Source organism: Vibrio proteolyticus NBRC 13287 (genome assembly GCF_000467125.1).
Taxonomy (GTDB): Bacteria; Pseudomonadota; Gammaproteobacteria; order Enterobacterales; family Vibrionaceae; genus Vibrio; species Vibrio proteolyticus.
In genome coordinates this window covers 116,672-132,495 of sequence record NZ_BATJ01000011.1, presented here as the reverse complement: position 1 = coordinate 132,495, position 15,824 = coordinate 116,672, and the positions used below count along the sequence as shown (strand labels likewise).

Annotated in this window: 12 protein-coding genes; 6 read left to right on the top strand and 6 right to left on the bottom strand. The window is 47.5% G+C overall.

Features of this window, described 5'->3' with window-relative positions; translation table 11 throughout:
- The first annotated feature begins 118 nt into the window (after positions 1 to 118).
- Genes VPR01S_RS22360 through VPR01S_RS14505 form a run of 3 tightly spaced genes read left to right on the top strand, consistent with a single transcriptional unit; the run spans position 119 to position 3,390 of the window.
- Positions 119 to 2,416 carry a PAAR-like domain-containing protein gene (locus tag VPR01S_RS22360; protein WP_021706104.1) on the top strand — a complete coding sequence of 766 codons (2,298 nt, stop codon included), beginning with the start codon at positions 119 to 121 and terminating at the stop codon, positions 2,414 to 2,416.
- On the top strand, positions 2,413 to 2,964 hold the full coding sequence (locus VPR01S_RS14510; RefSeq protein WP_021706103.1) for a hypothetical protein: 552 nt from the start codon (positions 2,413 to 2,415) through the stop codon (positions 2,962 to 2,964). The genes VPR01S_RS22360 and VPR01S_RS14510 overlap by 4 nt, the downstream gene beginning before the upstream one ends.
- 12 nt (positions 2,965 to 2,976) lie before the next feature.
- Positions 2,977 to 3,390, top strand: coding sequence for a hypothetical protein (locus VPR01S_RS14505; protein ID WP_021706102.1), 414 nt, complete (start codon positions 2,977 to 2,979; stop codon positions 3,388 to 3,390).
- Between the two features lie 187 nt (positions 3,391 to 3,577).
- Here the strand turns inward: VPR01S_RS14505 and VPR01S_RS14500 are convergent, their stop codons facing one another.
- Positions 3,578 to 6,001, bottom strand: coding sequence for a formate C-acetyltransferase/glycerol dehydratase family glycyl radical enzyme (locus VPR01S_RS14500; RefSeq protein WP_021706101.1), 2,424 nt, complete (start codon positions 5,999 to 6,001; stop codon positions 3,578 to 3,580).
- A gap of 2 nt (positions 6,002 to 6,003) precedes the next feature.
- Complete coding sequence (locus tag VPR01S_RS14495) at positions 6,004 to 6,933, bottom strand: glycyl-radical enzyme activating protein (RefSeq protein ID WP_021706100.1); 930 nt, start codon at positions 6,931 to 6,933, stop codon at positions 6,004 to 6,006.
- Positions 6,934 to 7,147: 214 nt separating this feature from the next.
- On the opposite strand from VPR01S_RS14495, the gene VPR01S_RS14490 reads away from it, so the two are divergent.
- Positions 7,148 to 7,822 carry a fructose-6-phosphate aldolase gene (locus tag VPR01S_RS14490; RefSeq protein ID WP_021706099.1) on the top strand — a complete coding sequence of 225 codons (675 nt, stop codon included), beginning with the start codon at positions 7,148 to 7,150 and terminating at the stop codon, positions 7,820 to 7,822.
- 299 nt (positions 7,823 to 8,121) lie between these two features.
- On the opposite strand, the gene creD is transcribed toward VPR01S_RS14490, so the two are convergent.
- The 4 genes from creD to VPR01S_RS14465 form a co-directional block, all read right to left on the bottom strand.
- Positions 8,122 to 9,471, bottom strand: a complete 1,350-nt coding sequence (gene creD, locus VPR01S_RS14480) for a cell envelope integrity protein CreD (protein ID WP_021706098.1) — start codon at positions 9,469 to 9,471, stop codon at positions 8,122 to 8,124.
- Between the two features lie 75 nt (positions 9,472 to 9,546).
- Positions 9,547 to 10,989 (bottom strand): two-component system sensor histidine kinase CreC, encoded by a 1,443-nt coding sequence (gene creC / locus VPR01S_RS14475; protein ID WP_021706097.1) that lies wholly within the window; start codon positions 10,987 to 10,989, stop codon positions 9,547 to 9,549.
- Positions 10,986 to 11,681, bottom strand: coding sequence for a response regulator (locus VPR01S_RS14470; protein ID WP_021706096.1), 696 nt, complete (start codon positions 11,679 to 11,681; stop codon positions 10,986 to 10,988). Before VPR01S_RS14470 ends, creC begins: the two co-directional genes overlap by 4 nt.
- Positions 11,682 to 11,775: 94 nt before the next feature.
- Positions 11,776 to 12,234 (bottom strand): GNAT family N-acetyltransferase, encoded by a 459-nt coding sequence (locus tag VPR01S_RS14465; RefSeq protein ID WP_021706095.1) that lies wholly within the window; start codon positions 12,232 to 12,234, stop codon positions 11,776 to 11,778.
- A 157-nt stretch (positions 12,235 to 12,391) separates the two neighbouring features.
- On the opposite strand from VPR01S_RS14465, the gene VPR01S_RS14460 reads away from it, so the two are divergent.
- Positions 12,392 to 13,240 carry a DMT family transporter gene (locus VPR01S_RS14460; protein WP_021706094.1) on the top strand — a complete coding sequence of 283 codons (849 nt, stop codon included), beginning with the start codon at positions 12,392 to 12,394 and terminating at the stop codon, positions 13,238 to 13,240.
- Positions 13,241 to 13,621: 381 nt separating this feature from the next.
- Positions 13,622 to 15,814 carry an FUSC family protein gene (locus tag VPR01S_RS14455; RefSeq protein ID WP_021706093.1) on the top strand — a complete coding sequence of 731 codons (2,193 nt, stop codon included), beginning with the start codon at positions 13,622 to 13,624 and terminating at the stop codon, positions 15,812 to 15,814.
- Positions 15,815 to 15,824: the final 10 nt, after the last annotated feature.

The window sequence follows — 15,824 nt, the reverse complement described above, 5'->3', positions numbered from 1 at the left end:
GCAACATAATGCACACATGAAAGTTTAATATTTAGTTATTTTAACTATAAATTCAGTAAATATCCGCATAGCCAATATGATAATATGGCCTTATTTATCAGCACGTTAATAGAACTCGATGAGCATAACAATTAATGCCGATGGACTAAGCATTGTCCACAAAGGCTCCGGCGGCGAAGCCAATGCCACTTTACCTGATGTGTGCTTAACAACGGTGGGGAATGCCGTGGTCCCCATTCCCTACGGGAATAGCGCAAAGTCGACCGACCTCGTTAACGGAAGCAAAACAGTCTCCGCAGATGGCGCGAATAGTATTGCGATCAAAGGCTGTAAATTTTCCAAGAGTACCGGAGATGCTGGTGGGGATAAAAAAGGCGTAGCATCAGGCACCATAGAAGCAGAAGCCGAATTTATATCCAGTTCACCTACGGTTAAAATTGAAGGCAAAGCCGTGTGTCGCTTAAGCGATCAAATGACGATGAACAGTGCGAACACTCTGTGCCTCGGTGGCTTAATGCAAAGTTCTGTTAAGCATACCCCCGATAAAGAGGGCACATATACAGTCGATCTGTCGCTGCGTTATTCAGATGGCGACGCGGTTCAAGATGCTTCGTATACCGTCATCGATAGCCAAAATACCAAGTTTGAGGGGCATTTAGACAACGAAGGCAAAGCCAGCGTTAGCGGACTCGCGCCAGGAGAATACTCCGTTGAATATGGCGAAGACGCCAGAGATTTTGTCCCGAATGAGCCAACTGTGGCAAACCCGGATTTTAATGCCGCAGCGACTGCCGAAGACATCATCAACGCGGCAAAAAAAGGAAAGCCAGGGTATTGGGAGTCCACCAAATCTTCAATATTGGGTGCATTTCAGTGGGTATGGGGGATCATACAAGGGGACTTCAACGAAGACCAGACTATCGCTCAAATTATCACGAGTGCGGGCATCACAATGATCCCGTTTGTTGATCAAGCCGCAGACGTACGAGATATCGTGGCGAATATCATGAAATTGAGCAGTGAAGAAGGAAGAGAAAAAACAGAAAACTGGGTCAACCTGACGCTGAGTATCCTTGGTTGCATTCCTTCCCTTGGCAGTGTGCTCAAAGGCGTAGGAAAAATCATCGTTAATATCGGCAAAGACATCAGATTGGATGATCTTCTGGCCATTTTACGCAAGTTGGGCAAAGGGAATCCTGAAAAATTTTTGCGTGAATTAAAATTCACGAAATATACTCAAGACTGTGCCAAAATCTTGTCCGATGTCCTTATCCCATCTATTGAAGCGTTTGAAGAAATGGCGGGGTACGCAAACAGATTAGGCTATGCCGCTCTGGGTAATACCTTAAAATCGGTCGGCGTTGAACTAAAGATTATCGATGACATGGCCCCCGATATGTTCAATCAAGTCATGAAAGAGATGGACGACAACGTGGCCAGAATCACCGCTAAATCCGGCAAAGTGTATCCCGCCCGTTCAACCTACGATGCGAAACCTACCGCTCAACATGGCAACCGTAATGACGTCGCTAACCAAAAAGATAAGAAAAAAAAGAACGATTGCCCACTATGCGGCAGAACCATCAAAAAAGGCGCAAAGGAAAACAGCAAGAAATTCTGTAAAGGCGTGAAGTCCCCTCCACTCGGAAAATATGCCGAAGAGGGAAACAGTGCCTTTTTAGCTAAAAACCTGCTGAATGATGGCTGGCGTGCTGGTATTACTACTAAAAAACCGTCCGGTAAGGATTACGAACATCACCCTTGGTGCGATAATCGCAATACCAGTTCGGGCAACCTACAAGCTCATCACGTGATCACCTCCGAAACAGTGATGAACGATGAATGGAAAATGTACCGCAGCCATTTTAAGTATGACATTGATGAAACCAAAAACGGAGTCTTTCTGCCGTCGGCTACCGACGTTGCCTGTCAGTTAGGGGTAGCGGTACACAAAGGTCCTCACACTAGAGGTGTTGATTACACTAGTGTTTTGGCATTGATGGCGGCGGGAAAAGATATCCCTGATTCGTTGGACAGTAAGCTGCGTGTCTCAAATGCCACTTATATTCGGGCAATACAGAATGAGTTAAATGACATAGAGGATTCAATAGAGACTGGCATATATTGTCATGACAAAAAACAAGATCATGAATTTTTTAAAAAAATGCGGGATTTAAGCAAGTTTGGTGTAAAACACATTGATGATTTCCGTTGGACCATCACAGGTTTTGGTAAGGATTATCGCTCTGGTATGAATATTGGTTGTGCCAATGGTAAAACCGAGAGAAAAAGCAAAAAGCGCATCTCATGCAAACATAGGAAAAAACATCCACTAGGTCAGCACGATTTAAAAAACGCCAAAGGACAACTGATGACCAAAGCGTTGGTTGGCAATACATTAGAGATAGGAAAATGAGTGAATATTATTTAATTACCAGCAGTGGTCCCTGTGCGATGACTGAAGTAAGTGACCACGATAAACGTTATATCAATTATAAAGAGTGCGCCCGCCCGCCGATTGAACCTATTCGTATCTACGAAACGTTCAAACCGGAAGACGACTATGAAACTCCTGAATTTGTGCACACGAAAGTGATCGCGTTGTCTAAACGAGTAGTGATGAAGGCGGGTCTACAATACCTCTACGGCATCAATTGGGTACCCGCATACATCAACAATGACCAGGTGCAGCGAGATTACTTATTCATCAACTGCTTACAACGGATTAAATGCGTCGACCTTGAGAAATCGGAGTATATGTCTGTTGATTCAATAGGCAAGGTTACGGGAATAGAAAAGCTGGTGCTAGATGAAGCGATACTCGCCCAAATCCCTCTCAATCAGCGGCTTGTATTTATGATGGAAGAATCGACGAGAATTCTTTTCCATCATTCCATCGTAGAACGCATCATGGCGACCAATCCGATCAACACCACGTTCAAACCCTGTGAACAGTCTATTTAACAAGGACGTAGTATGACATTCATTCCTTTTGACAAAGTCGCTGTGACCACTGTGCTACCTGAAAAACGCGCGAAATTTGTGTTCACGCAACCGGATGTGTATATGCATTTTGGTGACATCAAAACGCTGTATATTTATGACGATATCCTTGAGGAACTTGACGAAAAATGGCTAGATCAACTCACACAGTGGTGGGGAGAGTTGGATTTTAACACGCCCAATTCCGAGCATGATCTGGATAAAGTGTGCACAGAGTATACCTTTATCGATTTTGCTCTCCTACCGGAGCTGGCTTCGCTCGATGAGCACGGCTTAAAAGACACGCCACTGGCGTGGGATGGGAAAGAGCTCGTTATCAACACCGACTTCCTTGCCGGGCTGCAACAAGCAGGAGCGGTCGATGTTTGGTTTGATAAACTGTACTAACTCACTAGCTTGCTAACCCTAGAGCACTGAGCCTTCTGTCAACAAGCCAGGCCCAGCCCTTAAAATGGATACCGTGAGCGGCCAGGCCTGTGAGCGTTTTCAATTTTTATAAATGGCAATATGGGTAATAAAAAATATAAACAATGGATCTAAACGGCGCCTTTTCGGTTAGTAGGTATTGAAACCATCACAACTCGTGTTCGGTACGGGCGATGATGTCATCCTGCGCGTCTGGTGATAGCGCGGTAAAGAAGGCTGAATAGCCCGCAACTCGTACGACGAGATCGCGATATTGCTCAGGGTTCTTTTTCGCCGCCAGCAAGGTTTCACGAGAGACGATGTTGTACTGCACGTGCCAACCTTTGTGGTGATTAAAGAAGGTACGAATCAGCATCGATAGCTTGAGCTTATCTCCTTCTGAAGCGACAGCCGCTGGGCTTAACTTCTGGTTAAGCAGCACGCCACCCAAGATTTTATTGGCTTGAATTTTACCGACTGAGTTATACACCGCCGTTGGTCCCAAACGGTCAGAGCCCGATGCTGGACTTGCGCCTTCTGCCAGTGGCGTTTTCGCTTTTCGACCATCTGGTGTTGCCATCGTGGATGCGCCAAATGGCACGTTAGCAGAGATGCTCGATGTTCCCGCGTAGTAGCCACCACCAATTGGTCCGCGCCCATAACGTGTGTTGACAAATTGCGCCAACTCATCGATATAAACTTGGTAAACATCAGCCAGCAATTGGTCGACATAATCGTCGTCATTGCCGTATTTTGGCGCGAAGTTGATTAAGCGTTGGCGAAGTTGTTCGTTCTCAATACCATCAAAGTCTTGTTCTAATGCTTTTGCCAGTTCCGTTTGGCTGATTTGTGCTTCTTCAAACACCAAATGTTTGATCGCCGCCAAACTGTTACCCAAATTGGCGATACCCACTTGCAGGCCAGATACCCAATCGTATTTCGCTCCACCTTCTTTTACTGTTTTACCACGCGCCAAACAGTCATCCACCAGCGATGAGCAGAAAATATCTTGCGCTTGCTGCTCAAGCACGCTGTCGACTACGGTATCGAGCTCAATCGATTTACGTGTGTAGTAGCGAATTTGCTCCGCCCAAGAAGCGGTGACTTGCTCAAAGCTCTCGAAGTTACCTTTTGCTAGCGACTTATCATGCGGAAAGAAGGCTTTGCCCGTGGTTGCATCCACACCTTCGTTAAGCGCAGCCAGTAAAATACGCGCAAAGTTAATGAAGCTCATGCCCGTGCAACGGTAACCCCATTTGCCCGGAACAGCGGTTTCAATACAGCCAATAGACGCGTAGTTGTAAGCGTCTTCTTTCTCGACACCTAGCTTGATGAATTCTGGAATGACGATTTCATCGTTGTTGAATGCGGGCATACCGAATCCACATTTGATCACTTCAATACAGCCCATCAAGAACTCTTGATTCAGACCTTCATGATAGCGAACACTCAAGTTCGGCTGTGTGGAACGTAGCTGCCCACAAGACTCCAAAATCGCCCAAGATAGCGGATTTACGGCATCTTCAGGTTCTCCATTCTCATTCAGCTTTTGGCCACCTATACAGACATTTTGATACAACGGAGAACCTGCCGACGCTTTTGAGTGCGCACCAGAGCGAATCTTGTTGACTTCAAGCAATTTCAACCAACAGCTTTGCAATAGCTCAAGGGCGAACGCTTTGCTCATCGCGCCACTTTCAAGATCACGCACATAGTAGTCGTTTAGGAACTGGTCCATCCGACCGAATGAAACAGAGTGGCCATTCGATTCAATTTGCAACATCAACTGCACAAAATAGCTCAGTTGCAGAGCTTGCCAGAAGTTGGTTGGCGCATGGAAAGCCACATGACGACAGTTTTCTGCGATTGTCTCCAGTTCCGCTTTCCTCTCTGGTCGCGTTTCGTTTTGTGCCATTTCCAGAGCGAGATCGGCGTAACTCACCATGTGTTCCTGAATCGCAAGCAAGACAATTTCGACGGAGTTATAAAACTGCTCTTTCTTCAACCCTTCATACGTCGACACGTCGTTATTAGCGCGATGCTGACGAACCTCATCCAGCAAACCGTTCATACCGATCTTCAGGATTTTTTCGTTATCCACCGCAAGGTGCGCGTCGCCCGAAGTCATGTTGCCTTCGGCTTTAATGATGGTGCTGGCTAAGATCTCTTGCTGCTCGTCGGTAAAGAGTCCATAGCAGCGATCTTGAACCGTTTTACCGCGCCAGTATGGCGTAATGGCGTGAATGCTTTGTTTGTCTTCTTCACTTACCGCAAAACCAGCCCCAGGTCGGTCGGCCAGTTCGTCGATTTCCGCTTCAATCCAACGCACTGTGTATTCAGGGAAGATCGGCGCAGCGCGTACTTTGCTCGCTTGGTTACCGACAATCAGCTCGTCGTGCTTAATCCAAATGGTACGAGTGCGTAAGTGCTCTTGTAACGCCAACGCTCGTTGCACAATCACAGGTTTGTCTTCATTTGCCTGATACGCCCGAGTGTAAGCCTCTGCGCGCTCGGTACAGATAGGCGGCGTTACGATGTTGACCAGTGCCGATTTGTGGGCTTTGATCCGCTCAGGAAGGGTATGTAGGTCCATGGTTAACCTCTAACAATCACGTTAAGTTGAGTATGTTCGCTTGCGTATTGCATTGCGTTTTCTAGCAGTTCTGGATTATTTAATGGTTTGTCAGAACACTCGTAAGGCATATCGAGCAAACGGTATTTATTGATGCCGAGGGTGTGATACGGCAGCAAGTGGAGTTCTTGACAGCTTTCTAATGAAGCAGCGAAATCAATGATCGCTTTGAGCTCATCAATGGTGTCATTGAAGCCCGGCACAACCGGCACGCGAATCACAATGCGTTTGGCAACTGGTGCCAATTTTCTAAAATTGTCTTTGATGCGTTTTAACGATCCCTTCGCCCAGCAGAGAAACTTTTCTTCGTCGGTGTGTTTAAGATCCGCTAACCAGCAATCAATATATGGCGCGACTTTTTCTACGTTTTTCCACGGAACATGCATGCACGACTCCACCGCCGTAGACACATGGTTTTGATGCAAACGTTCGGCAAGTTCTGCCACAAGACTTGGCTGCATCAGCGGCTCGCCACCAGAAAACGTCACGCCACCTTGGCTTTGATCGTAGAAAGGCTTGTCTTTCATCAACACCTCAAACAGGTCGTCCGATTTCGCCGCTTCTCCACATATGCTGAGCGCTTGTGTTGGACATACGTTTCGCAGCGCAATGATCTGCGTTTCGCTCATGACGTTTCGATTGATGATGATGTGATCGTCAATGCGTCGGATACCATCGTTCGCCATGTCGCCGTTTACGGTTTGTTTATAAGCTGACACACAAAGCTGGCAGTCCGCCATACAACTGCGCTCATCAAACAGAAGAGAGTGCTTTTCACTGCGGCTTTCTGGGTTTTGGCACCAAGGACAGGACAGACTGCATCCCTTCAGAAACAGAATGGTGCGAATACCATCACCATCGTGGGTCGAGAACCTCTGAATATTGAAATACATTGCTGTCCGCCTCTTGGTTTGCTCTTCTACTCTTCACGCTTTTCTTTTGCTGAAAGCTTCATTTGATAATGAAATATTGCCACTTAACTTTCGTTTTGTGAAATTATTATAGTTTCAATTGAAATTACAATTGATCAAAATCAAGATCTCAGCGGATTGTCAGATCTATAGTGATCCCATCATTACAACGAAGATTTTGTATAAGGTAGAACCCATGATCGAACTCTATTTAGATACTGCTGATGTGGCAGAAGTAAAACGCTTTAACCAATGCCTACCTCTGAAAGGGGTGACCACAAATCCAAGTATTTTGGCGAAGTCAAAACAAGGCTTGAACCAAACCTTAGCTGACATGCAAGAAGCGCTAGGGGGCACACCCCGTTTCCATGCTCAAGTGGTGAGCACAACTGTAGAAGGCATGGTGGAAGAAGCGCGCCAAATCCATGAATTACCTTATGATATGGTCGTCAAAGTGCCAGCAACCGAAACGGGCTTAGCGGCAATTAAGTTAATGAAAAAAGAGGGAATTCAAGTGCTCGCTACCGCTATTTACTCTGCTCAGCAAGGTTTCCTTGCGGCATTGTGCGGCGCTGACTATCTTGCGCCTTATGTGAACCGTATAGATACGATGAACGGGAACGGTGTAGAAGTGGTTGCAGACCTGCAATTGCTACTGGATCAAAACCAACTGTCTGCAAAAATTTTGGCCGCGAGTTTTAAAAATACCCAACAAGCGATGGAAGTGATGAAGTTGGGTATTGAAGCGATCACCTTGCCTGTCGATGTGGCCGCGCAGATGTTTTCTCATCCAGCAGTTCAGCCGGCTGTCGATCAATTTGACCAAGACTGGAAATCCACGTTTGGTGACAAGCTTTCATTTGAAAGTTAACCCCGAAGCTTGAATGGGTAAGCCGGGATCATCTCCGGCCTCCCCAACAAAACGCTTGCTCTGATGTTATGGACTGACCTGCTGTTGCTGAGCCCAGATAACGACTTTTTCCAACAAACTTTTCTGTATTCGCCGTCTGCTCTTTTTGCACAACGCTGTGCGAGTCACTGCATGCTGGTTGATGCACTCCCAGCGCTCGGTGCTTAGGTACGTCTTCATAATGTGGTCTTTCTCCACTAACAGACTCATGGGAATATGTGCTCAGTTGACACGCTGAGCGCACTCTTTTTCGCCATTGATTAAGGTCCAGACCGGTCGCAATTCGCGACATCGGCTTGATCAGCCGCTTTGTGACTGCGTTCGTACCAATCCACATGACGGGTCAACAGCATCACCAGGCTGAGTATGGCAAAACAGAGCAGTGTCCCCATCAATAACGCATAGCTTTCTGCCTGCAACAACCCAAATAACAGGCCATAGAGTATCGCCAAACTTACGCCAAACGCCGCACCGTGCTTACGATTGCCCAGCATGCCACCCACGTAAACACTCAGTAATCCCGTCGATGCCAGAGCCGACACCAGATAGGCAAGGTTGAACCCGATGTGCTCACTCATTGAAATCAGCAGCAAGTAAAACAGCGCCAGCGCCAATCCGACAAAACCGTATTGAATCGGATGCACCGGACGCGCCTGAAATATTTCCAGCAGGAAGAAACTGGCAAACACCAATGTGATCACCAATAAAGAGTAATTCACTGCACGATGGGACTTCAGGTAGTGATCCACCGGATCGATCAGGTCGACCCCCATTTGTCTCTGTTCCAACTCATGGCAAGCGCTGTTGGATGACAAACAACTCATGAATAATTGAGCAATATTGGTGGAGAAGTTGTTGCTTGACCATTGCGCGTTAAAGCCAGAATCCGAAATCTCGGAAGACACAGGTAAATAGTCGCCGATAAAACTCGGGTGCGGCCAGGACGATGAGAGCGCAACCGTCGTCCGATTCCCAATCGGCGTAACTTGCAGTTGTCCCATGCCTTGCAGTAAGAAGTTGAGGTCAAACTCAAGCGATTGACTCACATCGAGTTGCGTAAGGCTTAAGTCACTGTGAAAACCTTGTGGCAGTTGATCTAACCCGGTGCCCGGCGCCACATCGAGAGCGCGTTCCGCCAACGTCATATCATCTAAGCGGATCAACCCACGACTGTCTTGGATCCCGACAACCAGACTGACGGTTTTGATATCAAACTTACGCAGCGTTTCTATCTCTCGGAGATCAAAGGTGCCCGTTAATTTGGTCTGCGCTTTATACAGACGTGCGCGATAAATACCGCGGTATTTTTCAAAGCTATCGAGATCCGCGCTCATATCAAAAGTGTCGGGCAGAATGAATGTCTGGCGCGGGATTCGATACGTTTTGTCTTCTCGGGACTCCGTTTCAACGTAGTCCACTAACACAAACGGACCGATAATTCGCTGCTCACCACTGCTGCTGCGCGCAATGTCATTACGCACGGCTTCCTGACGATCCGACCGCTCGGAGATCAAGCCACTGACCATGGACACCGGAATCTGAAGCAGTACAAACAAAAACAGCACGAAACCAAATTTCATGCCGAGTGGATTGTTGAGGATTTTTTTCATGTTTTGTTCTCCCTGAATTGATGCTTTGACTCTAAAACATCAATGTGGAGAACGAATGGAGCCTGTGTGGAGTTTTTATGGAGTTGGCAGATTCAGCGTCACTTGCACGCCCCGCGCGACATTGTCGATACGAAGCGTGCCATTGTGCAGCTTCATCACTTGTTCGACAAAATTCAGCCCCAATCCGGTACTTTTCACCCCATTCTCCCGCGCCAGGGAATAAAAGCGCTCAGTCAGGCGAGGCATGGCGTAATCGGGAATATGAGGCCCGGAATTGAAGACAGACAGTCGGATCGTCGGCCCGGATACCGTCGCCTGCCACGTGATCTCGCCTTCGTTTGCGACAAAGTCCAGCGCGTTATCCATTAAATTAAATAGAGCCTGTTTGAGCAAAAAGCGTTCGCCGACAATCACACTGTTCGGGTCAATGTCAACGCGACACACCACCGCTTTACTGCTCAAGCGAGCGTCTGCGGCTTGTACGACGTCGTTCACCGTATCTTGCAGTGAAATAGACTCCAGATGCTCTAACTGTGGACGCTTTTCCAAACGTGCCAGCTCCAACAATCTGTCGATCAGCGCCTGCATGCGATCACTTTCACGCTCAATATTGTTGGCAAAACGGGCGATTTTCTCGTCTGGCAGCGGCATTTGCAGAATTTCACTGGCCCCTTTGATGGCAGACAACGGGCTTTTCAGTTCATGTGTGAGGGTTTGCACGTACTCTTCCACATACTGCTTGCCATCCAGTTGATTACGCATTTTCTCTAACGCATCACTGAGCGTGCCGTACTCATAAAAAATCCGAAATGTCGGCTTGGCAATCTTTTCACCTTGGCCTGTTTTCAGTGCGTACTGCTCCAGCTTGTTGAGCGCGGAGTGAATGCGCCACGCAAATAAAGCACCGGCAATTAATACCAGCCCGCTCATCCACACCATCCAAAACAACACATTACGCTTAGACAGGTCGATAAACGGCTGCACTGAACGATTCGCTTTAGCGACCGTGACACTGCCAATAATCTCACCGTCATGATAGATCGGCGCTGCGACATACATCACTGTCGACAAGGGATCATTCGGATCGTCCGCGGTGCTGCGAGCCCCATATTGTCCCCGCAGAGTCAGATACACGTCGTTCCATTGCGAGAAGTCCTGGCCAATATCCTGCTGCCAGGAATCCGCAATCACAATGCCTTGTTTATCGGTAATATAGATTCGATGATTGATGGCTTTCTTGCCAATTTCCCAAATACGCGCCTGAGGTTCACGCTGGCCATAAGACGTGAGCAGTGTCGAAAAGCGGCTCTGGGATAACTGGCCATTGGCGACGTCTTCTTCGGCCAGCACCGCCAGCAGATTCGCCATATCCACCAGCGTCTCTTCGGTCGTCTGACGCACGGTCGGCTTCAGCTCCTGAATCACGGTTCGGCTCACCATATATGCCGTCATGCCTACCAGGACAAAATAGAGAAAGAACAGCCGTAACCCGAGCGGAATTTTCGGCCAGCGACTCATGATTCACCTGTCGTCTGATAGAAGTAACCGAAACCACGTTTTGTGCAGATCCGCTCGGCCAGGTTAAAAGGTTTCAACTTACTGCGGATAGCTTTGATGTGCGTGTCGATGTTACGTTCGTACACTGCGTCTGGCGCCATGTCCGCTGCAAGCATCAGTTGCTCTCGACTCAGCACCTTGGAATCTGCGTTGATCAATTTATGCAAAATCTTAAACTCCGCCGCCGTCAATCCCAGCATCTGACCGTTCACGCAATAATCAAAGTTTTGTGCGCTCAGCTCTTGGCTGACTGGTAGCGCAGCGGACATAGCCTGAGACGCAGGAACGCGTGACTTGATGCGCAGCTTAATACGCGCCAGCATTTCCCGAGGACTGAATGGCTTTGTCACATAATCGTCCGCACCAATTTCCAGCCCCACAATGCGGTCGATTTCGTCGTTTCTGGCGGTCAGAAAAATAATCGGGACGGCCGAAAACTCGCGGATCGTCTTACACAATTCGAAGCCGTTGCCGTCAGGTAAACCAACATCAAGTACCAGCAGCGCAACAGGATTGTGTTGTAGATACGCCAGCCCTTCTCCTGCTGTGGTAAACCACTCGGCGTGGTAACCGTCCATGTCGAGGACATGAATGAGGTTCTCAGCAATCGCCGCCTCATCTTCGATGATGACTACGGTTAACTTATCGCTCAATATCTCGACCTCGTACGCTGTTGGTGATGGCAAACCACGATGTTGGCCCAATGACCTGATCCCGCCTGTGTGAATGCTTTTTTGCTTTGTTCATTTAATCCAGTGTTAACGTCATAAAGCGGCTATTCGGATCCGGCAGATAGCCAGCAAAAGGCTCACAATATTCGAAGCCATACTTCTGATACAAAGTCCTTGCCGGACGAAAAAAATCCATCGAACCGGTTTCAAGACTGATCCGACGATAGCCACGCAAGCGGGCCTGTTCAATCACATGACTAAGTAAATCTGACGCCACCCCACGATTTCGGGCGCTACGCGCTGTGCGCATTGACTTGATCTCGGCATGGTCATTGTCTAACTCTTTCAGCGCTGCACACCCCAACAACTCTTCTTCCTGCCAACCTGTCCAGAACGTCACCGAAGGATGTTTGAGCTTGCCGAGATCCAACGCGTGTACGCTTTCCGGTGGAGAGGTAGCGTACATGTCTTCCAGATGTTCTTCTAGCAGCGCAATAACGGCTGCGCGATCCAAATTGTCCACTTCGATCTTCATTGCATTTTCCCGTGCTAAGTGATTCATCTTCCATGAAATGATGGGATTTAATCTAAAAACTTTCAGAACAAAACGCAATCGCTAATAACCTCATCAACTAGATAGACTGACTGCACAGGTTATACTCAAACCATTGATGCTGCTGAGAATACCACCCGTGCCAACCCTGCTGATCACCATTGCTGCAATGATAGCCTTCGCTGCCAACTCCTTATTGTGTCGTCTGGCTTTAAGTAACGGCGCGATCGATGCGGGCAATTTTACCCTGCTGCGCTTGCTTTCTGGTGCATTAACCTTAGCAATCATTGCCTTTTTAACACGGCGTCCCATCGGCTTACGCAGTGACTGGCGCTTTAGCATTCAAGCCGGTCTGGCGTTATTTGGTTATGCGATCTTTTTCTCGTTTGCGTATCTTGAACTGTCTACCGGGACAGGCGCTTTGTTGCTGTTTGGTTCTGTGCAACTGACCTTATTGGCGGTATATCGTTGGCAGGGTAATCGCTTTACTGCTCAGGAGCTATGCGGCGTAATCGTGTCATTACTGGGGTTTGTGTGGCTGATGGCACCCGCTGCCAGTCGCCCGGATCCGTTGGCTGCGCTGTTGATGATCGTCTCTGGGTTGAGTTGGGCTGCGTTCACACTGCTCGGCAAACAAGCTCAATCCCCGCAAAAAGCCATTACACAAGGCTTTATTGTCGCGGCCGCACTGAGCTTGCTAACACTGCCCTGGCTGCTCCTCTCCTCATCGCTCTCTTTGCAGGGTATCGTTCTGGCCACCATCTCGGGAGCCCTGGCATCGGCTCTGGGTTACATTCTCTGGTATATCGCTGTCGCGCGGATTTCTTTGCTGCAAGCCTCAATCAGCCAGTTGGCCGTGCCTGTCATCGCGCTCTTGCTTGGTGCCCTTTGGCTCGGAGAGGCCATTACACTACTCAATATCACCACCAGTGCATTAGTATTAGGCGGTATTGCATTAGTATTTGTCGCGCGTTCCAAAAAAGTATGAAAGATGAAAATAAACTATATTTATTTTTTGTACTTCATCAAAAATTTCTCACCCACATTTATTAATTTATGTTTTCTTAGATCTGGATCATAAAAATATTAATGCAAAAGAAATTATCAGAAAAATTTTATTTTTGAGACCAATTTCACTTCTGTTTAATAAGTATAGGCAGCCAACCTATCTTAACGCATATGTATTATTTATTGAGTCATATTAATACAAGGATTTTGACATTACCCTTACAAAAGAAAGGAGTTCAGATTTTATAGTCTCGCCTCATTTTTTCAGGTTAATCAATAGTAAAGTTTTAATAGTCAGGTGATACGGTAACCCGGCGTCTACACTTTATTGCGTGAATGGCCGAAGCAGAAACAAAACAAGATGAATGAAAAAATAAAATTTGCAACCAAGGCCGCCCTCAGCCTCACTTTAGCCTTTTTGATTCCTTTTGCATTGGGCTGGCCACAAGCGTCCACGGCTGCAACCACAGTGATGTTAATTGCGTCGACCGGCGGTACCCGGGAGTCGCTGGCCAAAGGCACATTGCGTTTATTAGGCACACTCGCAGGAGCGGTGTTAGGTTTGTTATTGGTGGGCTGGTTTGCGCAAGATCGCCTGCTCTATATGTTGACGGTATCGGTTGTGGTGGCGTTCATTTTTTATTTCCGCAATGCCTATCAGAAAGATCCGACCCTGTTTATGCTCACCGGTGTCACTACGTTAATGATGGCCAATGGTGGTGATGCCGAGGGTGCATTTATTTATGGGGTAGATCGCGCCTACATGACAATGTTTGGTATCGTGATATACACATTAGTCGGCACCTTTTTATTTCCGACTAAAACAGAGCAAAACTTAAGGAAATTATCCGACAAACTCAATGAAGCACAACGACAATTATTTCATGCCATCATCAATAATCTCCGTATTAAAACGCAACTATCTACTCATCAAGATGCACAATATAATGCGGGCTCACCGCCAATAACCACTGATAAAAGTGATACGTCTTCAGAGGATATCTCCGAGTTAATAGATAACGTTTTCAACGCGCAATCGGCCCTGGAACAACACTTTTATACCGTCAGTCATGAATGCAGTGAAATATCAGCGTATCTAAAAGAGTGGCAACTGACACTGCATTATTACCAGTCGATCAGCCAACAATTGGTGATCACCGCGCAAAGTCATTTTATCCACCCAGAGGACCGCGCGCTCCTCAGTAATTTTGACGAATCCATTGCTGCAATTGATGCATTGTTTAACGCCAGCCAAACCGCTTGGGACAACCAGGGAACGCCTTATCGCACGGACTCTCACCAAACGACCTACAATCAAGACGCCCTCACCAACGCAAGCCACGTTGAAAAAGGCTCAGCCCTGACATTGGGCTATGTGATCAACCAACTGCACCAGAACCTGTCCAGGCTCACTGAAACCATCAGTTGCATTGACTCAGTGACCAACCGCATTTCCTTCGATCCGCCGTTACAACACAAAGCTGAACGGTTTTTGTGGTGGGATGCCGAAAACTGCAAAACAGCCATCAAAGTTTTTGTGACCTATTGGGTGGCAGGCGCCGTTTGGATCTATCTGAACCCTCCCGGGGGCTACCAGTTTGTGGTCTTCTCAACCATTTACATGTCCCTGCTGTCCTTTGTGCCAGTGCACCCAGTTATGCTGTTGGTACTGTTTACGTTCGGCTTTCTGTTCGCCGTGCCATCTTATGTGTTTGTGTTACCCCAACTGGAATTACCCGCCGAACTGGGCGCGTTTATTTTTATCTATGCCTTCGTTGGCTTCTACCTGTTCAAAGGTCCCGTTACGATTTTCTTTCTGCTGGGGCTATTCATACTCGGGCTCAACAATCAAATGACTTACAACTTCAGTATCATAATGACCATCATGATGCTGTTTTACATGGTCGTATTCATGATCATTTTCTCCCACTACTTTCCGTTTTCATCACGGCCCGAGCATCTGTTTGTGACCCTAAAAGAGCGCTACTTTCGCCATGTCAACGCGCTTTTCACGGCGTACCAAACGCAGAAAAACGACTGGTACTCGAGCACCATACGTAGCCTGCATCTGAAAACCCTGACGACGTCCGGCAGCAAGCTTCAGATGTGGGGGACCAAACTCAACCATAAACTGTTCTCAACGATCACTCCGGAGAGCGTTAAAGCCTTTACCGATGCCTGTCAGGTGCTTAGTAGCCATCTCAAAATTATGATCCAAGCCGAACATCAGTTGCAAGACAACCGATTGCTACGTGAACTTCGCTCGGGTAACCGCGACGATATCCTACCTGCCATGGCGCTGGCGTTAGCCCGGGATCATCACACCAGCGACCTGAATCATCGCTTCGATACGTTCGACGCCGAGTATCAGGAGTTTGAAACCAAACTGGAACAATTCTTCACGGATCTTGATTTCACTGACTACGCTTATTCAGAGATAGCGGGGTTTTATATCCTGCTGAATTTAAAGCGTAATGTGTATGAAGCTCTCAAACAGTGTAAAGCAACCTATGAGGATATCGATTGGGTGAACTTAAAACAAAAACGTTTTTGAGGTAGACACG